Origin of the sequence: Nonomuraea sp. NPDC049655, assembly GCF_044465465.1 — a bacterium.
GTDB lineage: Bacteria > Actinomycetota > Actinomycetes > Streptosporangiales > Streptosporangiaceae > Nonomuraea.
Map to the genome: position 1 here is coordinate 377,929 of NZ_JBITLS010000007.1, position 21,875 is coordinate 399,803.

Consider the following 21,875-nt stretch of genomic DNA (forward strand, 5'->3'; position numbering starts at 1 on the left):
CACACACCCAGCGACCCTCAGGAGGGGCCATGGAACAACGCGGGATCGAACTGGTCTCGGCCGGCGAAAGGTACGGCCGCCCGCGTGACCTGCTTTTCCTCTGGTCCGGGACGACGATGGGCATCTTCACCCTCGTCTACGGCATCACGATCGTGGCGGCGTTCCAGCTCAGCTTCACGCAGGCGGTCATCGCGATCGTCATCGGCAACCTGCTGTCGTTCCCGCTGGTCGGCCTGACCAGCCTGCAGGGCCCGGCCACCGGCACCTCCACCATGGCGGTCTCCAGGGCCGCCTACGGCCCCAAGGGCGCCCGCGTGCTCAGCTTCTTCGGCTGGCTCAACATGGTGGGCTTCGAGGCCGGCGGCATGGTGCTCATCACGTTCGCGGCGCTGTCGCTGCTGGAGCAGGCGGGGGTGAGCGACCAGGGGCTCGGGCTCAAGGTCGTGGTGATCCTGGTGGCGGCGGCGATCCAGCTCGTGCTGCCGCTGATCGGGCACGCCGCGGTGATGAAGGCGCAGAAGTACTTCACCTGGGTGTTCGTCGTGCTGTTCGGCCTGATGGCGATCCTGATCGCGCCCAAGGTGGAGCTCGGGGGCGGCGGCGGGTCGGCGGACTTCGCCACGTTCACGATGGCGATCGCGATGATCATGTCGGCGGGCGGGCTGTCGTGGGGGCCGCTGGGCGGCGACTACTCCCGCTACCTGCCGGCGAACTCCTCCAGGAAGGCGGTCTTCGGGTACGCGGCCCTGGGCGGATTCGTCCCGTACGTGCTGCTGATGACGCTCGGGGCGGCCGTGGCGACCGTGGTCAAGGACAACACCGACCCGATCTCGGGGCTGCCGGGCGCGCTGCCGCAGTGGTTCGTGGTGCCGTACCTGCTGCTGGCGATCGTGTCGCTGTTCGCGGTCAACACCACCGACCTGTACTCCTCGGGGCTGAACCTGCAGGCGGCCGGGATCAAGGTCAAGCGCTGGGTGGCGGTCGTCGGCGACCTCGTGCTCTGCGTGCTCATCACGTTCGTGGCGGTGACCTCGAACAGCTTCAACACCATGCTCAACAACTTCCTCGCGCTGCTGATCATCTGGCTGGCGCCCTGGGCCGGGGTCTACATCACCGACTGGCTGCGCAGGAGGGGACGCTACGACGCCGAGGCGCTGTTCGACGAGCAGGCGCCCGGCCAGGTCCGGTGGCCGGCGATCATCGCGCAGGTCCTGGGCATGGTGGCGGCGGCCCTGTGGATCAACTCGGCCGTCTTCGTCGGGCCGCTGTCGGAGGCGACGGGCGGCAGCGACTTCAGCATCTTCGCGGGCTTCCTGGTGGCCGGTGCGGCGTACGCGCTGCTCGTGCCGCGGCCCGCCGTACGGACTGTGGAGGCATGATGGACCGCGACCTGCTGGACGTGGCGTACGGGCGGCGGCCCGCGGACACGATCATCACGAACGGCACGCTCGTCAACGTGCTGACCGGCGAGCTCTACCCGGCCGAGATCGGCATCGTGGGCGGCCGGATCGCCGCCGTCGAGCCGGTGCTGGAGCGCGGCCCGGACACCGAGGTGATCGACGCCCGCGGCGGCTACCTGGTCCCCGGCCTGATCGACGGGCACCTGCACATCGAGTGCAGCAAGTTGTCGGTCACCAGCTTCGCCGACCTGGTGGTGCCGTTCGGCACGACGAGCGTGGTGTCGGGGCTGGACCAGATCCTCGTGGCCGAGGGGCTGCCGGGCGTCCGGCGTTTCCTGGACGAGTCGGCGGCGACCGGCATGCGAATCTGGTGGGGTGCACCCGCCAAGGCGCCCTACACCGTGCCGGAGTCGACCGTCGGGCATCCGTTCGGTCCGGCTGAGCACAGGATCGCCCACGAATGGCCGGAATGTGTGGGGATCTGGGAGACCGTCCAGGAGATGGTGGAACACTCCGATCCTGCCGTCATGGAAGCCCTCGACCTGGCTCGGGAGCGGCGCCTGCCGGTGTTCGGCTGCGCGCCGCTGTCCGACCCGCGCCGGATCAGCGGGCTGGCGGCGGCCGGGGTGCGGCTCGACCACGAGTCGTACTCGCATGAGGAGATGCTGGAGAAGCTGCGCCGCGGCATGTACGGCATCATCCGCGAGTCCTCCGTCGCCCACTTCCTCGACGAGAACATCAAGGCCGTGGCCCTGGCCGGCGCCCGCAGGCTGGCGTTCTGCACCGACGACGTGCACGCCGCCGACGTGCTGGCGGGCGGCCACATGGACAAGCTCGTCCGGATGGCGGTCGCGGCGGGGGTCGACCCGGTGACGGCGATCCAGATGGCCACGGTGAACTGCGCGGAGATGTACCGCATCGACCACCTGGTGGGCAGCCTGTCCCCCGGCCGGTTCGCGGACGTCCTGATCGTCGACTCGCTGGAGGACTTCCGGGTCCGCGAGGTGATCGCCAACGGCGTGCCCGCCGCCCGCGACGGCCGGATGGTCACGCCGACGCCCGCCCCCGAGCGCGGCCCGGTCCGGCCGTTCCCGATCGCCCCGGTCACCGCCGGCGACCTGGTGCTGCGCGCCGAGGGCGAGCAGGCGACCGTGCTGACCCTCGGCTTCACCGAGCAGGTCTTCGTCCGCAGGAGGCGCGACGTGACCCTGCCGGTGAGCGACGGCGTCGTGGAGCCGTCCGTGGAGCAGGACGCGCTGCTCGTCACGGTCGTCGAGCGCTACGGCAAGACCGGCAACAAGCCGGTCGCCATGGTCAGCGGTATGGGCCTGCGGGCCGGCGCGATCGCCACCAGCGCGGCGCCCGACGACAACAACATCATCTGCGTGGGCGCCTCCCGCGAGGACATGGCGCTGGCCGTCAACACCGTCGCCGAGCAGGGCGGCGGCCAGGCCGTGGTGGTGGACGGCGAGGTGCGGGCGCTGCTGCTGCTGCCGGTCGGCGGCATCGTCTCCGACCTGCCGGCCGCCGAGATGGCGGTGCTGGAGGAGCGGCTCGACGACCTGGCCCGCGAGCTGGGCTGCACGCTGCCGGCGCCGCTGATGTACCTGTTCTTCCTGTCGATCACCGCGATCCCCGACTACGCCGTCACCGACCTCGGGCTGGTCGACTGCGTACGGCTCGAGGTCGTCGACCCCATCCTCACGGAGGTTTGATCATGAAGGACTTCATCGCCGGTCTTCCCAAGTGCGAGCTGCACCTGCACATCGAGGGCACGCTGGAGCCGGAGCTCAAGTTCGACCTGGCCCGGCGCAACGGCATCGCGCTGCCCTACACGTCGGTCGAGGAGATGCGGGCCGCCTACTCCTTCGACGACCTCCCCTCCTTCCTCACGGTCTACTACGAGGGCATGCAGGTGCTGCGCACCGAGCCCGACTTCTACGACCTGGCCATGGCCTACCTGCGCAAGGCCGCCGAGCAGAACGTGCGCTACGCCGAGATCTTCTTCGACCCGCAGGCGCACACCTCGCGCGGGGTGCCGTTCGACGTGGTGATCCGCGGGCTGCGGCGGGCGCTGATCGACGCCGACCGGCAGCTCGGCGTGCGGGCCCAGCTCATCATGTGCTTCCTGCGCGACTTCCAGGCCGAGTACGCGATGGCGACGCTGCTGGAGTCGCTGCCGTACAAGGAGTGGATCGTCGGCATCGGCCTGGACTCCGACGAGAAGGGCAACCCGCCGGCCAAGTTCGCCGCCGTGTACGAGCGGGCCCGCCAGGAGGGCTACCTGCTGACCATGCACTGCGACGTCGACCAGGACAACTCGATCGAGCACATCCGGCAGGCGATCGAGGAGATCGGCGTCGACCGGATCGACCACGGCGTCAACATCCTGGAGGACCAGCGGCTGGTGGACCTGGTGCTGGCCCGCGGCATCGGCCTGACCTGCTGCCCGATCTCCAACGGGTACGTCACCGACTCCATGAAGGCCGAGGGCATCCGCAAGCTCATGGAGCTCGGCGTGCGGGTGACGATCAACTCCGACGACCCGGCGTACTTCAACGGGTACGTGGGCGAGAACCTGGTGGCACTGCAGGAGGAGCTGCAGCTCACCCGCGAGGAGCTGGCCCGGCTGGAGCGCAACGCGTTCGAGATCACCTGGCTGCCGCGGCACCTGAAGGACGCCTACCTGGCCGAGGTCGACGCCTACCTCGCCTGAGAAGTCCCGGGAAAACCTCCGGCGGGGGCCGCTTAGAACCCCGCTGGAGGGGCAGGCTGTCTGGTCGCAGGCGTGAGCCGCAGCCGAGCGCGAGGGATTTGTTGAACAGGACCGCTGTTCCGGCCGGAATCGACGAGTTCGAACGGGCACTGGCGCGGAGTGTCGTCGTCGCCGCCCGTGCGATGCCCGACTCTCCGCTGGTCAGCGTGACGTTGTGCACCGAACGCGGCATCCGTTCGGCGGCGTGCGCACACGCCCGTGCCAGGGTGCTCGACGGCATGCAGTCGGCGGCCGGGCGGGGGCCGAGCTTCGACGCGATCGAGGCCGGGCGCGCGGTCACGGCGGCCGGTCTGGCGGCCGGCGACGCCCGCTGGGGGTCCTTCTGCCCGCAGCCGCACGGGATCCTCAGCCTGCACGCCGAGCCGCTGACCTCCGAGGGGCGGCTGCTGGGCACGCTCAACCTCTATTCGGCGGGCGCGGGCGGCTTCGCCGCGCGGACGCACGTCGCGGCGCAGGTGAGCGCCGCGACGATCGGCGTGCTGTTCGACGTGGCGATCGGCGCGGCCCGTACGCGGGAGGTGGCGGCGCAGCTGAAGGAGGCGCTCGGCACCCGCCCGGTCATCGACCAGGCGATCGGCATCGTCATGGCGCAGCGCCGGTGCACCGCGCACCAGGCGTTCGAGATCCTGCGCAACGTCTCCCAGGACCGCAACCTCAAGGTGCACCACGTCGCGGCGACGATCGTCCGGTCGGTGAGCGGCGGCCCGCCGCAGCGGCCGCGGTTCGAGGATCCGCCGCCCGACGACCACGGGCACCCGGCATAATCGCCCTATGCCCTCCTTTCTCGCCCACGACGGGACCGAGCTGGCCTACCACGTATCCGGGACGGGCGAGCCGCTGGTGTGCGTGCCCGGCGGCCCCGGCCGCGCCTCCCGCTACCTGGGCGACCTCGGCGGCCTGCCCCGGCGGCTGATCCGGCTGGACGGCCGGGGCACCGGCGACTCGGCGATCCCGGCCGACCCCGGGACGTACCGGTGGGACCGGCTGGCCGAGGACGTCGAGGCGTTGCGGGAGCACCTTGGGCTGGATCGCATGGACCTGCTGGCGCACTCGGCGGGCGCGAACGTGGCCGTCCGGTACGCCGGGCTGCATCCGGCCCGCCTGAGGTCGTTGTGCCTGGTCGCGCCCTCACCGGTCGCCGTCGGCTTCATGGCGACCGAGGAGGACTGGCAGGCCGGTCTGGAGCTGCGCGCGCACGAGCCGTGGTACGCCGCCGCCCTGGCGGAGTTCCTGGCGGACGAGGGCGTGGAGCGCCACCGGTTCTTCTACGGCCCCTGGACCGAACGCGCCGCGGCCCATTCCGCCAGTGCCGAGGAGGAGTGCGGCGAGGCCGCGGCGGACGGCTTCTACGCGCCGTCCCCGGTGACGCCCGAGGAGGTCGGGGCCGGGCTGGCCGCGCTGGACGCCCCGGCGCTGCTGCTGACCGGCGACCTGGACGTCCACCCCTGCCGCCTCTACGCGCGGCCCTTCGCCGCCCTGTTCCGCGACGCCACGCCGGTGACGCTGCCCGGCGCCGGGCACTTCCCGTGGGTGGACGACCCGGGCGCGTTCGTCTCCGCGGTGTCCGGTTTCCTGGACAAGACGGCCTGACGCGCAGGGCATGATGGGGGTGGACGCCGGGACAGGAAGGACTCACCACGTGCGGCAGGAACTCGCGGTCACCAACGGGCAGGCCGCCGGGGTGCGCGGCGCGCTGGCGGGCAACCTGCGGCGCACGCGGCTGGCCCGGGGGTTCAGCGTCCGCGAGCTGGCCGAGCTGACCGGGGTGAGCAAGGCGCTGATCTCACAGATCGAGCGCGGCGTGGCCAACCCGACGATCGAGGTGCTGACCCGGCTGGCGGGGGCGCTGGAGCTCACCTTCGCCGAGCTGACCCGTACCCGGCTCGCCGAGCCCGAGGTGCTGCGCAGGAGCGAGGGCCTGCCGGTGGCGGTGGGCGACACGACTGTGCGCGGCCTGTTCGCGGCGGCCGACCGGCGGCGGTTCGAGCTGGCCGAGGGCGAGTTGCCGCCGCTGACGCGCAGCGCCAGGAGCGCCCACGGCCACGGGTCCGTGGAGCACGCCTACGTGGTGTCCGGCGAGGTGACGGTCGAGAGCGACTCGTGGTCGGTGCGGCTGGGCGAGGGCGACGCGGTGCGGTTCGGGGCCGAGGTCGACCACGTCTACTCCACCGGCGAGCGCGGCTGCCGGATGCTCACGCTGATCTCCTACGACTAGCCGGGCCAGCGGCTGCTTCCGTCGGGCACGCTGGCCAGCAGCTCGCGGGTGTAGGGGTGGGCGGGGGCGTCCAGCACCCGGTCCACGTCGCCGGTCTCGACGCATTCGCCGGCCCGCAACACGTACAGGCGGTCGGCGAGCTGGCGGACGACGGCCAGGTCGTGGGTGATGAACAGCAGGCCCATGCCCAGGCGTTCCTTGAGCCCGGCGAGCAGGGTGAGCACCTGCGCCTGCACGGAGACGTCGAGGGCGGAGACGGGCTCGTCGCAGACCAGCAGGCGGGGCTCGCCGGCCACGGCCCGCGCGATGGCCACGCGCTGCCGCTCGCCGCCCGACAGGCCGGCCGGGCGCTTGCGGGCGAGTGCGGGGTCGAGGCCCACCAGGCGCAGCAGCGCGCCGACGTCCGTGGGGCGTCCGTCGGCGGCGAGCGCCTCCTTGAGCGTCGCACCGACGGTACGCGCCGGGTTGAGCGTCGAGTACGGGTCCTGGAAGATCATCTGTGCCGTCCGGCGGGCCTGGCGCACCGCCTGGCGGGACATGCGGGTGGGGTCGGAGCAGTCGAGCCCGTCGAGGGTGATGACGCCCGCGTCGGGGCGTTCCAGGCCGGTGACGCAGCGGGCCAGCGTGGTCTTGCCCGACCCCGACTCGCCGACGACGGCCACGACCTCGCCCGGCGCCACGGTCAGGTCAACACCGGCCAGGGCCGGCCGCGACGCGCCCGCGTACGTCTTCCGCAGGCCTGTCACCGCCAGCAGCGGCGCGGCGGCGGTGCGCGGCGGCGACGGCACGCCCGGCGGGGGCGGCGGCGCCTCGGGCAGCGCGGCGGCCCGTACGCAGGCCGACAGGCGAACCTCCGCGCCCGGCACCGGAACCAGGGCCGGGACGCCCGCGCGGCACTCCTCGCCCGCGTGCGCGCACCGGTCGGCGAACCCGCAGCGCCCGGCCACCGCGTCGTGAGCCGGCACCGAGCCCGGCACGGACGGGATGACCGGCAGCCGCCGGTCGGCGGGCGGCTCGGCGGCCAGCAGCGCCCGCGTGTACGGATGCCGCTGCTCCTTGCGCAGCTCGGCGGCGCGCCCGACCTCCATGACCCGGCCCGCGTACATGACCACGACCCGGTCGCACATCGAGAACGCCAGCCGCAGGTCGTGCGTGATGAGCAGGAACGTCATGTCCCGTTCGCGCTGGATGCGGCGGATGAGGGCGAGCACCTCGCGCTGCGTGGTGGCGTCGAGGGCGGTGGTCGGCTCGTCGGCCAGCAGGATCCGCGGCGCGGCGGCCAGCGCGCAGGCCAGGCCCACCCGCTGCCGCATGCCGCCGGAGAGCTGGAACGGGTAGCGGCCCGCCACCTCGGCCGGCAGGCCCACCTCGGCCAGCAGCCGCGGCACCTCGGTGTTGGGGTCGGCGCCGTCCGGCAGGCCGTCGGCGATCTGCTTGCCGGCCCTGCGCAGGGGGTTGAGCAGCGTGAACGGGTCCTGCATGAGCAGCGAGACCGTGCCGCCGCGCTGCCGCCGCCTGGCCCTGGGGTCGTCGTCGACCCGTCGCCCGTCGATCTCGACCAGGCCGGTGGACTCCAGCCCGGCGGGCAGCAGCCCGAGCAGCGCGCGGACGGTCAGCGACTTGCCCGAGCCGGACTCGCCCACGATCGCCACCGACTCGCCGGCGGCGACCTCGAAGGACACCTGCGACAGCAGCGTACGGCCGGTGTCCGGCTGCCGTACGGTCAGGTCGGCCACCCGCAGCATGGTCACCGGGCCCTCCGCTCGAAGCGTTCGTGCAGCCAGTCGCCCACCAGGTTGAGCGCGGCGGCGGTGACGATCACGGCCAGGCCGGGCGCGATGACCGCCCACGGGTTGGCCAGCAGCTGGGTGCGGTTGTCGGCCAGCGTGCGCCCCCAGTCGGGCGATCCGGCCGGGACGCCCAGGCCGAGGAAGGACAACGACGACAGCGAGACCAGGGCGAAGGCGAAGTTCAGGAAGGCCGAGGCCAGGCTGACCGGGACGATGTTCGGCCAGATGTGCCGGGTCATGATCCGCCAGGACGACAGGTTCTTCAGCAGCGCCGCCTCGACGTAGGGCCGGTGCCGCTGCTCCAGGACCGCGCCGCGCACCACGCGCGTGTCGGTGGGCGCGAACAGCACCACCAGCACGGCGACGGCCAGGCCGTAACCGCCGCCGAGCACGCCCGCCACGACGATCGCGACCAGCAGCGCGGGCAGCGAGAACATCAGGTCGGCCCAGCGCATGACCAGGGTGTCCGTCCAGCCGCCGAAGTAGCCGGCGGCCAGGCCGAGCAGGTTGCCGATCAGCATGGAGCCGGCGGCCACGGCGAACGCCCCCGGCACGGCGGTGCGGGCCCCCGCGACGAGCAGGCTCAGCACGTCGCGGCCCAGGTCGTCGGTGCCGAGCGGGTGGCCGGGGCCGGGCATGGAGATGCCGGTCATCAGGTCCTGCGCGGTGGCGCCGGGGACCAGCCAGGGCGCGAACGCGGCGGCGGCCACGACGACCACGAGCACGGCCAGCGCCAGCGGCACGGCGATCGGGAACCGGCGGATCACGGCACGCCCGCGCGTGCGGGCCGGCGCGGTCACGACGCGCCCCCGCCGAGCCGCACGCGCGGATCGGCCACCGAGTAGGCGACGTCCACCAGCAGGTTGACGGCGGCGATCAGGAGGGTGAGCAGCAGCGCAAGCGCCTGCACCACCGGCACGTCCTTGAAGGTGACCGAGTCGACCAGCAGCGACCCGAGCCCCGGCAGCGCGAACGTGACCTCCACCAGCACGGTCCCGGCGAGCATGCCGGTGACGACGAGCCCGGCCGCGGTCAGCACGGGCACCAGGGAGTTGCGCATGGCGTAGCCGAGCACGACGGGCGCGCTCAGGCCGCGGGCGCGGGCGAAGACCACGTAGTCCTGGTCCAGCTCGCGGACGAGCGCGGCCCTGCTGAAGCGCAGCAGCATCCCGGCCGCCCCGGCCGCCAGCGCGACGGCGGGCAGCGTCAGGTGCCACAACTCGCTCGCGAACCCCTCCCCCGTGCCGTAGACGGGGAACCAGCCGAGCCCGAGCGCGAACACCACGAGCAGCAGCAGGCCGACCGCGAACGGCGGCGCGCTCAGCCCCACCACCCCGGCGGTCACCACCAGGCGGTCGCTCGCCCGGCCCTTGCGCAGCGCGCCCAGCACGCCGAGCGGCAGGCCCGCCAGCGCGGCCAGGAGCGTGCCGTAGCCGGTCAGGACGAGCGTGCGCGGCAGGCGTTCGCCGAGCATCCCGGCGACCGGCTGGCCGGTCCTGATGGAGGTGCCGAGGTCGCCGCCGAGCACGCCGCCGAGCCAGCGCAGGTACTGGACGGCGACGGGGTCGTCGAGGTGGTAGCGGCCCCGCAGGGCGGCGATCGTGTCGGCGGTGGCCGGACGGGTGCCGAGCAGGGTCTGCTGGATGTCGCCCGGGGCCAGGTAGAGCAGGCCGAACACGCCGGCCGACAGCAGCAGCACGACGGCCGCGGTGCCCGCGGACCTGCGCAGCAGGAACCCGGCCCAGCCCATCACAACACCCCGCCCCCGGTCAGCCAGCCGATCACGCGCTCCGCCGCGTCCCTGCGGTGGGCGGGCTCGACCAGCTCGTGACCCTCCCGAGGGTAGAGGACCAGCTGAGTGCTCACGCCCGCCGCCGACCAGGCACGATAGAGCTGTTCGGCCTGGCCGGGAGGGGTGGTGCGGTCGCGCTCGCCGTGCAGGATCAGGGTCGGGGTGGCGGCCTCGGCGGCCTTGGCGGCGTGGTGCACGGGTGAGCGGGCGGCCAGGCGTTCGCGTCCCTCGCTGGTGGCCGGGTCGGCCCCGGCGTGGTAGAGCGGGTCGAAGCCGCCCGCGAGGTTGCTGGCGGTGGAGAAGCTCAGCCAGTCGCTCACGCCGGACATGACGACGGCGGCGCGGAAGCGGCTCGTGCGGGTGACGGCCCAGGCGGTCAGGTATCCGCCGTAGCTCAGGCCCATGACCGCGGTCCGGCCGGGGTCGGCGACACCCGCGGCGACCAGGTGGTCCACGCCGGCCAGCACGTCGTCCAGGTCCGCCGCGCCGACCTGGCCGATGACCGCGCGGGCGTAGTCCTGGCCGCGGCCGCTGCTGCCCCTGGGGTTCGGCAGCAGGACGGCGGCGCCGGCGTGCGCGAGCGGCACGGCGAGCTGGTTGGACTCGGCGGGCGCGAACGAGCTGGACCACAACCAGGTGGGCCCGCCGTGCACCATGACGACCAGCGGCCTGGGTCCCTCTCCGGCGCCGGGGGTGGTGAGCAGCAGGCCGCTGACCGGCAGGCCGTCGCGGCCCGTCCAGGTGATCTCCTCCTGGTGCGCCGCCAGCCCGGCCAGCCCGGCGTTGAGCGCGGTGACCGCACGCCAGTCGCCTTCCCGCAGGACGGCCACGGCGACCTCGGGCGGCTGCTCGGGGCTCTCCCAGCAGGCCGCGGCCACCGTGCCGGTGCGGTCCACGGACAGCGAGGGCTGGCCGTCGCGGCCGCCCAGCGTTCCCCGGGCCGTCCAGCGGCTCAGGACGCGGCCGTCGGCGGCGCTGAGCACCCCGCCGTGCACGCCGGTGCCCGACCAGCCGGTGAACCACAGGGTGTCGTCGTCCAGCCAGCCGAGGTCGGTGACGTCGTCCAGGTCGCCCAGGTGGGCGACCTCCCCCGTGACCAGGTCGGCCCGCAGGACTCGGCCGGAGACGATCGACAGCCCCTCGACCACCACGGCGGCCCGTCCGCCCGGGGCCAGCCGGGGCCGGGCGAGCTGCCAGGACGTGCGGTGCAACGTGCGCACCTCGCCGTCCTCGACCAGGTCGAGCCGGGGCCGGTAGTACCCGGCGGGCGTCTCGTCTTCCGAGGTCACGGCCAGGGCGCGGCGTCCGCGCCAGTCGGCGTCCCACACGGTCAGGCCGGGCAGCGCGAGCCGGCGCGGGCGGTCGTCGCCGATCTCGAACCAGGCCAGGCGGCGCAGCCGGCCGCCCGGCGTCAGGACGAAGGGGTCGGACGGGTCGTGCACGCGCAGGCCCAGGTGGCTGCCGTCGCGCTCGCTGCCGGGGTCGGCCAGCCGGACCAGGACGGTGCCGTCGTCGCCGGGGATCAGGTCCTCGATCTCGCCGTCCACGCGGGCCCGCCAGCCCTCGACGGCCAGCTCGGACGGCGACGGCGTGCGCAGCAGCCGCCCGTCGGGCAGCCAGCGGACCGGTCCGTGGCAGTCGCCGTCGGCCTCCATGGCGCCGTCGAGGCCGACGACGTACGCGACGCCGTCGATCACGCAGGCGACGCGGTCGCCGCCGGGGTGCAGCGACACCGACTCGGGATAACGCATCCCGGCCAGCGCCTGATGCACGTCGATGGGGTCGCGCGTGCCGGCCGTCCGGCTCGCGTGGATGGCGTCGGTCATCAGCGTGCGGCCACCTTCGTCGCCCACGGGCCGACGAAGAAGTAGGGCCCGAAGCCCTCGGCGGCGACCGCCCTGCCGAACGCGGTGGCCGCCTCGCCCCACCACAGCGGCTGGTACGGCACGTCCGCCGCCGCCCTGACCAGCGCCTGGCCGAGCAGCTTGCCCCGGGCGGCGTCGTCGGTGCCCGCCTTGGCCTGGTCCAGCAGGCCGGTCACCTCGGCGTTGTCGTACTCGGCGATGTTGGTGCCGTTCTCGCCGGTGGCGCCGCCGTGCAGGAGCTGCTGGACGTACTCGGCGGGGTCGCCGGTGGTGGCGAAGTACCAGCCGAGGTAGACGCCGGAGCCGTGCTTGCCGAGGTCGGCGATCCACTGTTCGAGCGGCACCTCCTTGACCTCCAGCGTGATGCCGATGGTCTTGAGGTTCTCGGCCAGGGTGAGCGCCGCCCGCCCGAGCTGCGGGCCGCTGCTCGGGTAGGTGAGCGTGTCGGCGAACCCCTGCGGCGTGGCCGACTTCGCCAGCTCGGCCTTGGCCTGGGCCAGGTCGAAGCCGTACTGGGGGATGGCCGCGTACAGGGCGGCGACCTCCGCCTCGTCCAGCACGCCGCCCCACTGGGCCGGGTCCGGGACGGCGGTGGCGACCTTGCCGTGGCCGCGCAGCACGCTCCTGACGATGCCCTCGCGGTCCACGGCGTGGGCGACGGCCCGGCGCACGTGCACGTCGTCCCAGGGCTTCTTGGCCGTGTTGAAGGCCAGCGTGACCAGCGAGCGGTCGGCGGCGGTCAGCACCTGCGCGCCGGGCACCGCCTTCCACTGGTCGATCTGCTCGGCCGGCACGTTGAGCGCGACGTCCACGTTGTCGCCGCGCATGGCCAGCAGCCGGGTGGACTCCTCGGGGATGAAGTCGATCCTGATCTGCCGGAAGGCCGGCCTGCCGCCCCGGTAGGCGTCGTTGCGCTCCAGCGTGACGTGCGAGTCGGGGGCGAACTCGGCCACCTTGTACGGCCCCGTCCCCAGCAGCTTGCCCTCCGGCGTGCCGATGCGCTCGCCGGTGGCCTCGATGAACTTCGCGCTGGTCACCAGCAGCGTGCCGGGCGTGGGCACCCACGCGAACGCCGCGTCGGGGCTCTTGAGCTTGATCGTCACCTCGGCGTCGCCGGTGGCCTCGATCGTGTCCACGTTGGCGTAGGCGTAGGCGAAGGCGGTGGTCGAGCCCTTCCTGGCGTGCAGGTTCAGGCTGGCGACCACGTCGGCGGCGGTGAGCGGGCTGCCGTCGGAGAAGGTCACGCCGGGGCGCAGCTTGTAGACGTAGGTGGTGGCGTCCTTCCTGGCCCAGGACTCGGCCAGGGACGGCTGGAGGCTGCCGTCCGGGCCGACGCCGACCAGGGACTCCTGCACGAGGAGGGCCACGACGTAGTTCATGATGCCCGCCTCCTTGGCCGCGTCCAGCGACCCGATGGAGGAGGGCAGCGCGACGCGCAGGACGTCGAGGCTCTTCTTGGCGGCCGTCCCCGCCTCCTGCTCGGCCGGCCCGCACGCCGACAGCAGGCCGGGCAGCACGGCGAGCGCCCCCGCGAAGGCGGCGGACCGCAGGACAGAACGCCGGGAGACAGGCAGATCGGCCACCGGGGGACCCTACTTTCACACGACCGGTCAACCCGCCTAGCTGCAGTGTCTACCGGTAAACTCCAGTTGGCACATGAGAGTATTCGGCGTCTGCGCCACCAGTCAAACCCACCTAACGAATCGGAAATACATGATCACCGTGTACAGCGCTCCCTGGTGCGGTCACTGTCACCGGCTGAAGGCGCAGCTCTCCCGCGCCGGCATCCCGTACACCGAGATCGACGTGGACGAGACCCCCGGCGCCGTCGACCTCATCGCCGAGCTCAACGGCGGCTCCTGGCTCATCCCCACGGTCGTCTTCCCGGACGGCTCCGCCCTGGTCAACCCGGGTGTGGAGGAGGTGCGGGCGCGGCTCAGCGCATCCTGAGGGCCAGCATGAAGTCGACCCGCTCGTCCCAGGAGTTGAGCGACCTGCCGGTCAGCTCCTCGATCCGGCGCAGCCGGTAGCGCAGCGTGTTGACGTGCACGTGCAGGCGCTCGGCCGTGGCCGCCCACGAGCCCGACTCCTCCAGGTACGCCTGCAACGTCTCCAGCAGGTCCGTCTGGTTGGCCGCGTCGTACGACTCCAGCCGCCCCAGCAGCCGCGACCGGAACGCCCGGCGCAGCTCCCCCGGGATGGCGGCCAGCAGCGTGCGGTGGGAGCTGACGTCGTCGCCGGTGATCACGCTGACCCGGTCGCCGCTCAGGCCGGCCAGCGTGAGCGCGTGCCTGGCCTCCTCGATCAGGCTGCTCAGCGCCGCCGGGCCGGTCGTCACGCTGCTCACCCCGAGCGTGATGCGGCCCTGACCGAGCCCCGCCTCCAGGGTGCGCGCGCCCCTGAGCACGTGGGCCGTCAGCTCGTCGGCCGTGTTGCCCGCCAGCGGGACGAGCGCGACCGCCTCGGCGGGGCCGGTGGCCGTGACGATGCCGGGCGCCAGCGGCCGCAGCAGCTCGTCCAGCACGGGCACGGCGACCTCGTCGCCGCCGCCGTCGAGCCGCGCCGACAGGGCGACGGCCAGCAGGCCGTGCTCGGTCTCCACGTGCAGCGTGTGCAGCCGCGACACCACGCCGGGCAGCGCCGCGTCGCCCGACTCCAGCAGCGTCAGGAGCTGGTCGAGCACCCGCCGCTCGATGCGCTGCGCCGCCTCCAGCCGCGAGCGCTCCAGCGCCACCAGCGCGGCCAGCTCGACGACCAGGTCCTCGTTCTCGCCCTGCACCTGCTCCCCCGCGTACGCCAGGAACCAGTTGGCGATGCGGTGCGGCGCCCCCTTGCTGACCGGGAACACCGACAGCGCCGTGCCGTCCTCCTGCGTCACCATCCCGGGCAGGAAACGGGCGGTCAGGAACGTGTGCGCCAGCCGCAGCCGGGCCGCGGCGTCCAGCGGCTGGGAGCCGACGACCACCCGGCCCGTGGGCGAGAGCACCCAGCAGGGCACGTCCAGCTCGCCCGCCACCGCCGTGACGAGCTTGGTGAGGCTGCCGCCGTCGACCAGGGTGCTTGCCAGCCGCCTGCGGGCGGCGTACGCGGGCCGCGGCGGCGTGCCCAGCTCGGCGATCAGGGCCCGCAGGACGTGCTCGGTGACCTGGCTGAACGGCACGTCCACCGGCAGGGTGAGCAGTGGCAGCCCGGCCTCGGCGCAGGCGTCGATCAGGTCGGCCGGCGGCACCTTGAGCGCGGTGCCGGCGACCAGCGCCGCCACGTCCCCGAGCTTGGCGACGAAGTCGCGCGAGGAGGACGGGCCGGTGTGCCAGGTCAGCTCGGTGAGCACCAGCTCGCCCGCCTTGACGAACATGGCCGGGTCGGGCAGGTCGGTCGTGGCGACGCCGCGTACGCGCCGGTCGAGCAGGTCGTGCCCGGTCAGCACCTTCAGGGCGAGCTGGCCGGCCTGGAGGAGGTCCCTCAGCCGCATGGCCAGCCTTCCCGGCGCCAGGCCGCGTCCCAGAACATCCACTCGTAGCGGGCGGTGGTGAGCGCGCGGTCGAGCAGCCGCAGCCGCTCCTCGCCGGCCGGCGCCAGCCCGTCCAGCAGATCGAGCACTCCCGCCACGGTCTCCTGGTAGCCCTCGCCGCCGTAGGTGTCGATCCACCAGGCGTAGAGCGGGTCGGGAGAGGACCGGCCGAGCAGGGTCTCGCCGACCCGGGCGTAGATCCAGTAACAGGGCACGATCGCGCCCAGCGCCTCCGGGAACGTGCCCAGCGAGCACGTGCGGACCAGGTACGACGTGTACCCGACCGTCGTGGGCCCGGCGGGCGTCTTGCGCGCGTCGGCCTCGTCCAGCCCGAACGCGGCCAGCAGCTCCACCACCAGGCTGTGCTCCACCTCGACGGTCATGGCGGCGTCGCGGGCGAAGCGCTGCACACCGGACGGCTCCGGCGAACGCGCCGCGCACGCCGCCAGCGCCCTGGCGTAGTCGGGCAGGAAGTGCGCCTCCTGCACCACGTAGTGGCGGAACGCCTCCCGCGGCAGGGATCCGTCGGTCAGCCCCGACAGGAACGGGTGGGCCAGGATCTGGTCGTACACACCGCCGACGACCTGCCACAACTCATCACGAAACCGGCTCACCCGCCCAGGCTATCGGCGCATCACGACCCGCGGCGCCACCTCGATGCCCAGCTCGCGCTCGTGTTCCACCAGCGCCCGCAGCTCCGGCCCCCACTCGGCCTCGGGCAGCACCGCGAAGCCGTGCCGCTCATACCAGGGGGCGTTCCAGGGCACGTCGCGGAACGTCGTCAGCGTGACCGCCGGCGCCCCGACCGCCCGCGCGTGGTCGGCCACCGCCTCCACCAGCCGCCCGCCGATGCCCTGCCGCATGTGGTCGGGGTGCACCGCGAGCTGGTCGAGATGCAGGTTGCCGTCGACCCGGCCGATCAGCGCGAACCCGGCCGGCGGGTCGCCCTCGACCAGCACCGAGGTCGCGTCCGTGACGTCCTCGACCATCGTCGTGCCCGCCGGGAAGACTATGCCGGCCTGCTCGAACAGCTTGTCGGCGGCCAGTTCCACAGAGATCAGCCCGGCCAGCTCGCCGGGGTCGGCCCATCGCACCATGACGACACGGTCTCATGTTTCGGGTGGACCACGCCGCTGGTATTAGTGTTGATGATCGTAGGCCCGGCTGTGCGGAGCCGGGACCCTCTCCTCACGACGTGCCCATGACCCCAGTCACATGCGGTCATGGGCACGTCGTGCAGCGGTCACAGGTCGAGCAGGGGCTCCAGGCCCACGGTGAGGCCGGGCAGCTCGCGCACCCGGCGCACGCCCAGCAGCACGCCCGGCGTGAACGCCGACCTGCTCATCGTGTCGTGCCGGATGGTGAGGATCTCGCCGTCGCCGCCGAGCAGCACCTCCTGGTGGGCGATCAGCCCGGACAGACGCACCGCGTGCACGTGCACCCCGCCGACGTCGGCGCCGCGGGCGCCGTCGAGGGCGGTGCTGGTGGCGTCGGGCATCCCGCCGAGCCCGGCCTTGCCGCGCGCCTCGGCCACCAGCTCAGCGGTACGCCGGGCGGTGCCCGAAGGGGCGTCGGCCTTGTTCGGGTGGTGCAGTTCGATGATCTCGACGGACTCGAAGTGGCGGGCCGCCTGCTGCGCGAAGTGCATCATGAGCACCGCCGCGATGCCGAAGTTGGGGGCGATCAGGCAGTTGACGCCCGGCGAACGCTCCAGCCACCCGCGCACGGTCTCCAGCCGGCCGGCGTCGAACCCCGTGGTGCCCACCACCGGGTGCACGCCGTGGGCGATGGCCCATTCCAGGTTGCCCATGACCACGTCGGGATGGGTGAAGTCGACCACCACCTCGGCGCCTTCGAGCCCCTCGACGGGATCGTCCTTGTCGAGCGCGGCCACCAGCTCCAGGTCGTCCGCAGCCTCGACCGCCTTGCACACCTCGACGCCCACGCGACCACGCGCGCCCAGCACACCAACCCTGATCACGCCCCCAACCCTATTACGCCCGCCACCCCCTCCCAAGCACCCCCCGGACCGTGAAGGGGGAGAGCGGAATCCCGCTCTCCCCCTTCAAGACGACCCCGGCCGGGGCGAACCCGGTCAGGCGATGGCCTCCGAGAAGTCCTTGTCCCCGTACGGCCCGATGACGGCCAGCGTGAGCGGCCGGCTCAGGACGTCACGGGCGACCTCCCCGATCTCGTCGGGGGTGACCGCCTCGATCCGGGCCAGCACCTCGTCGACCGACATCAGCTCGTCGTAGACCAGCTCGTTCTTCCCGATCCGCGACATGCGCGACCCGGTGTCCTCCAGCCCGAGCACCAGCCCGCCGCGCATCTGCCCCTTGCCGCGCATGATCTCGTCGGCGGTGATGCCTTCGGCCACCACCCGGGACACCTCGTCGCGGCAGATCTTGAGCACGTCGTCGATCTTCGAGGGCAGGCAGCCCACGTAGATCCCGAACTGCCCGGTGTCGGCGTAGGCCGAGGTGTAGCTGTAGGCCGAGTAGGCCAGCCCGCGCTTCTCCCTGATCTCCTGGAAGAGCCGGGAGGACATGCCGCCGCCCAGCGCGGCGTTGAGCACGCCGAGCGCGAACCTGCGGTCGTCGGTGCGGGACATGCCGGTCGTGCCGAGCACCAGGTTGGCCTGCTCGGTCGGCCGGTCCAGCACCCTGACCCCGGAACGGGTCTCGGCGCCCGGACCGCTGGTGCGCGGCGGGGCGAACTCGTAGGGGCCCTCCAGCGCGCCCGCCCGCTCGTACGCGCGGGCGACCAGCTCGACGACCTCCTCGTGCCGCACGTTCCCCGCCACCGACACCACCGTCGTACGCGGCCGGTAGTACCGGTGGTAGTACTCGGCGATGCGCTCCTGGCCCAGGGCGTTGATCGAGTCGACCGTGCCCAGGATGGGCCGGCCGATCGGCGAGTCGCCGTAGAGCGCGGCGGCGAACTGCTCGTGCACCACGTCGGACGGGTCGTCGTCGTGCATGGCGATCTCTTCCAGGATCACCCCGCGCTCGGACTCGACGTCCTCCTCGGTGATCAGCGAGCTGGTCACCACGTCGGCGAGCACGTCGACCGCCACGGGCAGGTCCTCGTCGAGGACCCGCGCGTAGTAGCAGGTGTACTCCTTGGCGGTGAAGGCGTTGATCTCGCCGCCGATGCCCTCGATGGAGGCCGAGATCTCCATCGCGTCCCGCGTGGGCGTGCCCTTGAACAGCAGGTGTTCGAGGAAGTGGGTGGCCCCCATGTGCTCGGGGGCCTCGTCACGCGAGCCGATGCCGACCCACATGCCGACCGCGACGCTACGCACGGTCGGCATGGTCTCGGTCACCACACGGAGCCCGCCCGGCAGGACGGTGCGCCTGACGACCCCGGCTCCGTCCTTGCCGGGGTGCAGCGTGGTGGTCATCACGAGGCCTCCTGCTTCGGGGGTGCCGAGAACTGTGGTTGCCCGGTCACGAGTTGCGGTCGTCGCCCTCGTTGGGGCGGCTGGTGCGCACGCGGGTCCGGGTGCGGCGGGGCCGCTCCGGCTTGTCCTCGGCGGCGGCGGAGTCGGCCTCGGGCGCGGGAGCCTCGCCGTCCTCGGCGCCGGCCGCGGCCTTGGCCTCCTTCTCGGCGGCCTCCTTCTCGATGACCTCGACGGGCACGAGGGAGAGCTTGCCCCGGCCGTCGATCTCGGCGATCTCGACCTGGATCTTCTCGCCGACGCCCATGACGTCCTCGACGTTCTCGATGCGCTTGCCGCCGTGCAGCTTGCGGATCTGGGAGACGTGCAGCAGGCCGTCCTTGCCGGGCATGAGCGAGACGAACGCCCCGAAGGCCGCGATCTTGACGACCGTGCCCAGGTAACGCTCGCCGACCTCGGGCATGTGCGGGTTCGCGATGCCGTTGATCGCCGAACGGGCCGCCTCGGCGGAGGGCCCGTCGGTGGCGCCGATGTAGATCGTGCCGTCGTCCTCGATGGTGATCTCGGCGCCCGTGTCGTCCTGGATCTGGTTGATCATCTTGCCCTTCGGGCCGATGACCTCGCCGATCTTGTCGACCGGGACCTTGATCGTGATGATGCGCGGCGCGGTCGGGTTCATCTCCGCCGGGGAGTCGATCGCCTCCTGCATCACGTCGAGGATCGCCAGGCGGGCGCCCTTGGCCTGCTTCAGCGCGGCGGCCAGCACGGAGGCGGGGATGCCGTCGAGCTTGGTGTCGAGCTGCAGGGCGGTGATGACGTCCTTGGTGCCGGCGACCTTGAAGTCCATGTCGCCCATGGCGTCCTCGGCGCCGAGGATGTCGGTCAGCGTGACGTAGCTGCCGCCCTCGCTGATCAGGCCCATCGCGATGCCGGCGACCATCTCCCTGAGCGGCACACCGGCGTCCAGCAGCGCCATCGTGGACGCGCAGACCGAGCCCATCGAGGTGGAGCCGTTGGAGCCGAGGGCCTCGGAGACCTGGCGGATGGCGTACGGGAACTCCTCGCGCGAGGGCAGCACCGGGATGAGCGCCCGCTCGGCCAGTGCGCCGTGACCGATCTCGCGGCGCTTGGGCGAGCCCACGCGGCCCGTCTCACCGGTGGAGTACGGCGGGAAGTTGTAGTTGTGCATGTAGCGCTTGGTCCGCTCGGGGTTGAGCGTGTCGATGTTCTGCTCCATGCGCAGCATGTTCAGCGTGGTGATGCCCAGGATCTGGGTCTCGCCGCGCTCGAACAGGGCCGAGCCGTGCACCCGGGGCACCACGTGGACCTCGGCCGACAGGGCGCGGATGTCCTTGGTGCCGCGGCCGTCGATGCGGACGCCCTCCTTGACGACCCGCTCACGCATGAGCTTCTTCATCACCGAGCGGAACGCGGCGGAGATCTCCTTCTCGCGCCCCTCGAACTCGGGCAGCAGCCGCTCGGCGGCCAGCGCCTTGACCTTGTCGAGCTCGGTCTCGCGCTCCTGCTTGCCGGCGATGGTCAGCGCGGCGGCCAGCTCGGTCTTGATCGCGGCCTCGACCGCGTTGTAGACGTCGTCCTGGTAGTCGAGGAAGACCGGGTACTCGGCGGTCTCCTTGGCGGCGACCTGCGCGATGCGGGACTGCGCCTCGCACAGCACCTTGATGAACGGCTTGGCGGCCTCAAGGCCCTGCGCGACGGTCTCCTCGGTCGGCGCGACCGCGCCGTCGGCGACCAGCTTGAGCGTGTCCTTGGTGGACTCGGCCTCGACCATCATGATCGCGACGTCGCCGTCGTCGAGCAGGCGGCCCGCCACGACCATGTCGAACGTGGCCCGCTCCAGCTCGGGGTGCGTCGGGAAGGCCACCCACTGGCCCTCGATCAGCGCGACCCGCACGCCGCCGATCGGGCCGGAGAACGGCAGCCCGGCGAGCTGCGTGGACAGCGAGGCGGCGTTGATGGCGACCACGTCGTAGAGGTGGTCGGGGTTGAGCGCCATGACCGTGGCGACGACCTGGATCTCGTTGCGCAGACCCTTGACGAACGACGGGCGCAGCGGCCGGTCGATCAGGCGGCAGGTCAGGATCGCGTCCTCGGACGGACGGCCCTCACGGCGGAAGAACGAGCCGGGGATGCGGCCCGCGGCGTACATGCGCTCCTCGACGTCGACCGTGAGCGGGAAGAAGTCGAAGTTCTCCTTGGGAGCCTTGGACGCGGTGGTGGCCGAGAGCACCATCGTGTCGTTGTCGAGATAGGCGACGGCGGAACCCGCCGCCTGGCGCGCGAGACGACCGGTCTCGAACCGGACCGTGCGCGTGCCGAAAGAGCCGTTGTCAATGACGGCTTCAGCGGTGTGGACACCCTCCACGGGGGACCTCCTTGTGGTCGGTCACCCGCGCCCTCTTTTCTCACCGGCACCCTCGTGCCTATGAAGGGACCCGCTCGTCGGACGGCTGCCCATCCGTCGTGCCCGGTGGCACGGTGGCGGCGATCCGTCAGCGTGTCCCCCATAGAAGGTGCAGCGCCGGTCTTCGATCGAAGCGCCCGGTCGTTCGTACCGGAAGCCACTACCGAGGACCGGCCCGCAGGCGTCGCGGGTCGCATGGTGCTGAATCGGACGCGGGGGCTGTGTGTCTCGGATATTCAGTTGTACGCCGACGGCGCGGCGGCTCGCCGCCACGACGCGCCGGTCGTGTGTGCTCCTACCCACATGGGCGGAGCCATATGAGAAGGGAGCGGCGCCGGGCGCCGCTCCCTTTCATGCTATCGGCGCAGACCGAGTCGCTCGATGAGCGAACGGTAACGCTGGATGTCGACCTTCTGCAGGTACTTCAGCAGACGACGCCGGCGACCGACGAGCAGAAGCAGGCCACGACGGCTGTGGTGGTCGTGCTTGTGCGTCTTCAGGTGCTCGGTGAGCTCGCTGATGCGCTTGCTGAGCAGCGCGATCTGCACCTCGGGCGAACCGGTGTCGCCTTCGGCCGTCGCGTACTCACTGATGATGGTCTTCTTGGCAGCGGTGTCGAGGGACACGGCTCTCCTTCGATCTACGGACACGCGCGAATGAGATGAGAGTGCGAACGACCGTGCGTGCCTACAGTCGCCGCG

At 72.4% G+C, this 21,875-nt stretch carries 19 protein-coding genes; 7 read left to right on the forward strand and 12 right to left on the reverse strand.

All coding sequences use genetic code 11. The features are described 5' to 3' along the window. Positions 1–29 precede the first annotated feature (29 nt). From ACIBQ6_RS24545 to ACIBQ6_RS24570, 6 genes are all read left to right on the forward strand, one after another. Positions 30–1,379: a cytosine permease gene (locus ACIBQ6_RS24545; RefSeq protein ID WP_364340261.1), complete on the forward strand. Its 1,350-nt coding sequence runs from the start codon at positions 30–32 to the stop codon at positions 1,377–1,379. Further along, positions 1,376–3,115: an adenine deaminase gene (locus ACIBQ6_RS24550; RefSeq protein ID WP_397214667.1), complete on the forward strand. Its 1,740-nt coding sequence runs from the start codon at positions 1,376–1,378 to the stop codon at positions 3,113–3,115. Before ACIBQ6_RS24545 ends, ACIBQ6_RS24550 begins: the two co-directional genes overlap by 4 nt. A gap of 2 nt (positions 3,116–3,117) precedes the next feature. Beyond that, on the forward strand, positions 3,118–4,116 hold the full coding sequence (locus ACIBQ6_RS24555) for an adenosine deaminase (RefSeq protein ID WP_352365297.1): 999 nt from the start codon (positions 3,118–3,120) through the stop codon (positions 4,114–4,116). Positions 4,117–4,217: 101 nt separating this feature from the next. Next, the gene (locus ACIBQ6_RS24560) at positions 4,218–4,940 is read left to right on the forward strand and encodes a GAF and ANTAR domain-containing protein (protein ID WP_397214669.1); all 723 of its coding nucleotides are present in this window, start codon (positions 4,218–4,220) and stop codon (positions 4,938–4,940) included. Positions 4,941–4,947: 7 nt separating this feature from the next. Beyond that, positions 4,948–5,766 (forward strand): alpha/beta fold hydrolase, encoded by an 819-nt coding sequence (locus tag ACIBQ6_RS24565; RefSeq protein WP_397214671.1) that lies wholly within the window; start codon positions 4,948–4,950, stop codon positions 5,764–5,766. Between the two features lie 49 nt (positions 5,767–5,815). Continuing rightward, complete coding sequence (locus tag ACIBQ6_RS24570) at positions 5,816–6,391, forward strand: XRE family transcriptional regulator (protein ID WP_358298403.1); 576 nt, start codon at positions 5,816–5,818, stop codon at positions 6,389–6,391. Here the strand turns inward: ACIBQ6_RS24570 and ACIBQ6_RS24575 are convergent. From ACIBQ6_RS24575 to ACIBQ6_RS24595, 5 genes are read right to left on the reverse strand one after another with little or no spacing between them, the layout of a single operon-like run. Next, entirely contained in the window at positions 6,388–8,136 is a 1,749-nt protein-coding gene (locus tag ACIBQ6_RS24575) for an ABC transporter ATP-binding protein (RefSeq protein ID WP_397214820.1), read from the reverse strand. The two genes, ACIBQ6_RS24570 and ACIBQ6_RS24575, sit on opposite strands and share 4 nt — an antisense overlap. A 2-nt stretch (positions 8,137–8,138) precedes the next feature. Continuing rightward, complete coding sequence (locus ACIBQ6_RS24580; protein ID WP_352365305.1) at positions 8,139–8,981, reverse strand: ABC transporter permease; 843 nt, start codon at positions 8,979–8,981, stop codon at positions 8,139–8,141. Beyond that, positions 8,978–9,931, reverse strand: coding sequence for an ABC transporter permease (locus ACIBQ6_RS24585; RefSeq protein WP_358298405.1), 954 nt, complete (start codon positions 9,929–9,931; stop codon positions 8,978–8,980). The genes ACIBQ6_RS24580 and ACIBQ6_RS24585 overlap by 4 nt, the downstream gene beginning before the upstream one ends. Beyond that, positions 9,931–11,799 (reverse strand): prolyl oligopeptidase family serine peptidase, encoded by a 1,869-nt coding sequence (locus ACIBQ6_RS24590; protein ID WP_397214674.1) that lies wholly within the window; start codon positions 11,797–11,799, stop codon positions 9,931–9,933. The genes ACIBQ6_RS24585 and ACIBQ6_RS24590 overlap by 1 nt, the downstream gene beginning before the upstream one ends. Then, on the reverse strand, positions 11,799–13,421 hold the full coding sequence (locus ACIBQ6_RS24595) for an ABC transporter substrate-binding protein (RefSeq protein WP_397214676.1): 1,623 nt from the start codon (positions 13,419–13,421) through the stop codon (positions 11,799–11,801). Before ACIBQ6_RS24595 ends, ACIBQ6_RS24590 begins: the two co-directional genes overlap by 1 nt. Before the next feature lie 130 nt (positions 13,422–13,551). On the opposite strand from ACIBQ6_RS24595, the gene ACIBQ6_RS24600 reads away from it, so the two are divergent. Next, positions 13,552–13,788, forward strand: a complete 237-nt coding sequence (locus ACIBQ6_RS24600) for a glutaredoxin domain-containing protein (RefSeq protein WP_352365313.1) — start codon at positions 13,552–13,554, stop codon at positions 13,786–13,788. On the opposite strand, the gene ACIBQ6_RS24605 is transcribed toward ACIBQ6_RS24600, so the two are convergent. The 7 genes from ACIBQ6_RS24605 to rpsO all read right to left on the reverse strand — a co-directional run bounded on the left by ACIBQ6_RS24605 (position 13,775) and on the right by rpsO (position 21,800). After that, a complete protein-coding gene (locus ACIBQ6_RS24605) occupies positions 13,775–15,310 on the reverse strand; it encodes a PucR family transcriptional regulator (RefSeq protein ID WP_397214678.1) in 1,536 nt (511 codons plus the stop codon). The genes ACIBQ6_RS24600 and ACIBQ6_RS24605 overlap by 14 nt on opposite strands. Beyond that, complete coding sequence (locus ACIBQ6_RS24610) at positions 15,301–15,963, reverse strand: TenA family protein (protein WP_352320742.1); 663 nt, start codon at positions 15,961–15,963, stop codon at positions 15,301–15,303. The genes ACIBQ6_RS24605 and ACIBQ6_RS24610 overlap by 10 nt, the downstream gene beginning before the upstream one ends. Before the next feature lie 9 nt (positions 15,964–15,972). Next, positions 15,973–16,446: a GNAT family N-acetyltransferase gene (locus ACIBQ6_RS24615; RefSeq protein WP_358298416.1), complete on the reverse strand. Its 474-nt coding sequence runs from the start codon at positions 16,444–16,446 to the stop codon at positions 15,973–15,975. 146 nt (positions 16,447–16,592) lie between these two features. Next, positions 16,593–17,330, reverse strand: a complete 738-nt coding sequence (dapB, locus tag ACIBQ6_RS24620; protein WP_357988077.1) for a 4-hydroxy-tetrahydrodipicolinate reductase — start codon at positions 17,328–17,330, stop codon at positions 16,593–16,595. Between the two features lie 114 nt (positions 17,331–17,444). Continuing rightward, entirely contained in the window at positions 17,445–18,752 is a 1,308-nt protein-coding gene (locus ACIBQ6_RS24625) for a M16 family metallopeptidase (protein WP_397214680.1), read from the reverse strand. Positions 18,753–18,798: 46 nt separating this feature from the next. Then, a complete protein-coding gene (locus tag ACIBQ6_RS24630; protein ID WP_358298420.1) occupies positions 18,799–21,135 on the reverse strand; it encodes a polyribonucleotide nucleotidyltransferase in 2,337 nt (778 codons plus the stop codon). Positions 21,136–21,530: 395 nt separating this feature from the next. Continuing rightward, a complete protein-coding gene (rpsO, locus tag ACIBQ6_RS24635; RefSeq protein ID WP_090945762.1) occupies positions 21,531–21,800 on the reverse strand; it encodes a 30S ribosomal protein S15 in 270 nt (89 codons plus the stop codon). Positions 21,801–21,875 lie beyond the last annotated feature (75 nt).

Bases quoted from the DNA above. Each gene is read 5' to 3' on its own strand.
- ACIBQ6_RS24545 (WP_364340261.1), top strand. From the start codon at position 30: ATGGAACAACGCGGGATCGAACTGGTCTCGGCCGGCGAAAGGTACGGC.
- ACIBQ6_RS24550 (WP_397214667.1), top strand. From the start codon at position 1,376: ATGATGGACCGCGACCTGCTGGACGTGGCGTACGGGCGGCGGCCCGCG.
- ACIBQ6_RS24555 (WP_352365297.1), top strand. From the start codon at position 3,118: ATGAAGGACTTCATCGCCGGTCTTCCCAAGTGCGAGCTGCACCTGCAC.
- ACIBQ6_RS24565 (WP_397214671.1), top strand. From the start codon at position 4,948: ATGCCCTCCTTTCTCGCCCACGACGGGACCGAGCTGGCCTACCACGTA.
- ACIBQ6_RS24575 (WP_397214820.1), bottom strand. From the start codon at position 8,136: ATGCTGCGGGTGGCCGACCTGACCGTACGGCAGCCGGACACCGGCCGT.
- ACIBQ6_RS24585 (WP_358298405.1), bottom strand. From the start codon at position 9,931: ATGGGCTGGGCCGGGTTCCTGCTGCGCAGGTCCGCGGGCACCGCGGCC.
- ACIBQ6_RS24590 (WP_397214674.1), bottom strand. From the start codon at position 11,799: ATGACCGACGCCATCCACGCGAGCCGGACGGCCGGCACGCGCGACCCC.
- ACIBQ6_RS24600 (WP_352365313.1), top strand. From the start codon at position 13,552: ATGATCACCGTGTACAGCGCTCCCTGGTGCGGTCACTGTCACCGGCTG.
- ACIBQ6_RS24605 (WP_397214678.1), bottom strand. From the start codon at position 15,310: ATGCGGCTGAGGGACCTCCTCCAGGCCGGCCAGCTCGCCCTGAAGGTG.
- ACIBQ6_RS24615 (WP_358298416.1), bottom strand. From the start codon at position 16,446: ATGGTGCGATGGGCCGACCCCGGCGAGCTGGCCGGGCTGATCTCTGTG.
- ACIBQ6_RS24625 (WP_397214680.1), bottom strand. From the start codon at position 18,752: ATGACCACCACGCTGCACCCCGGCAAGGACGGAGCCGGGGTCGTCAGG.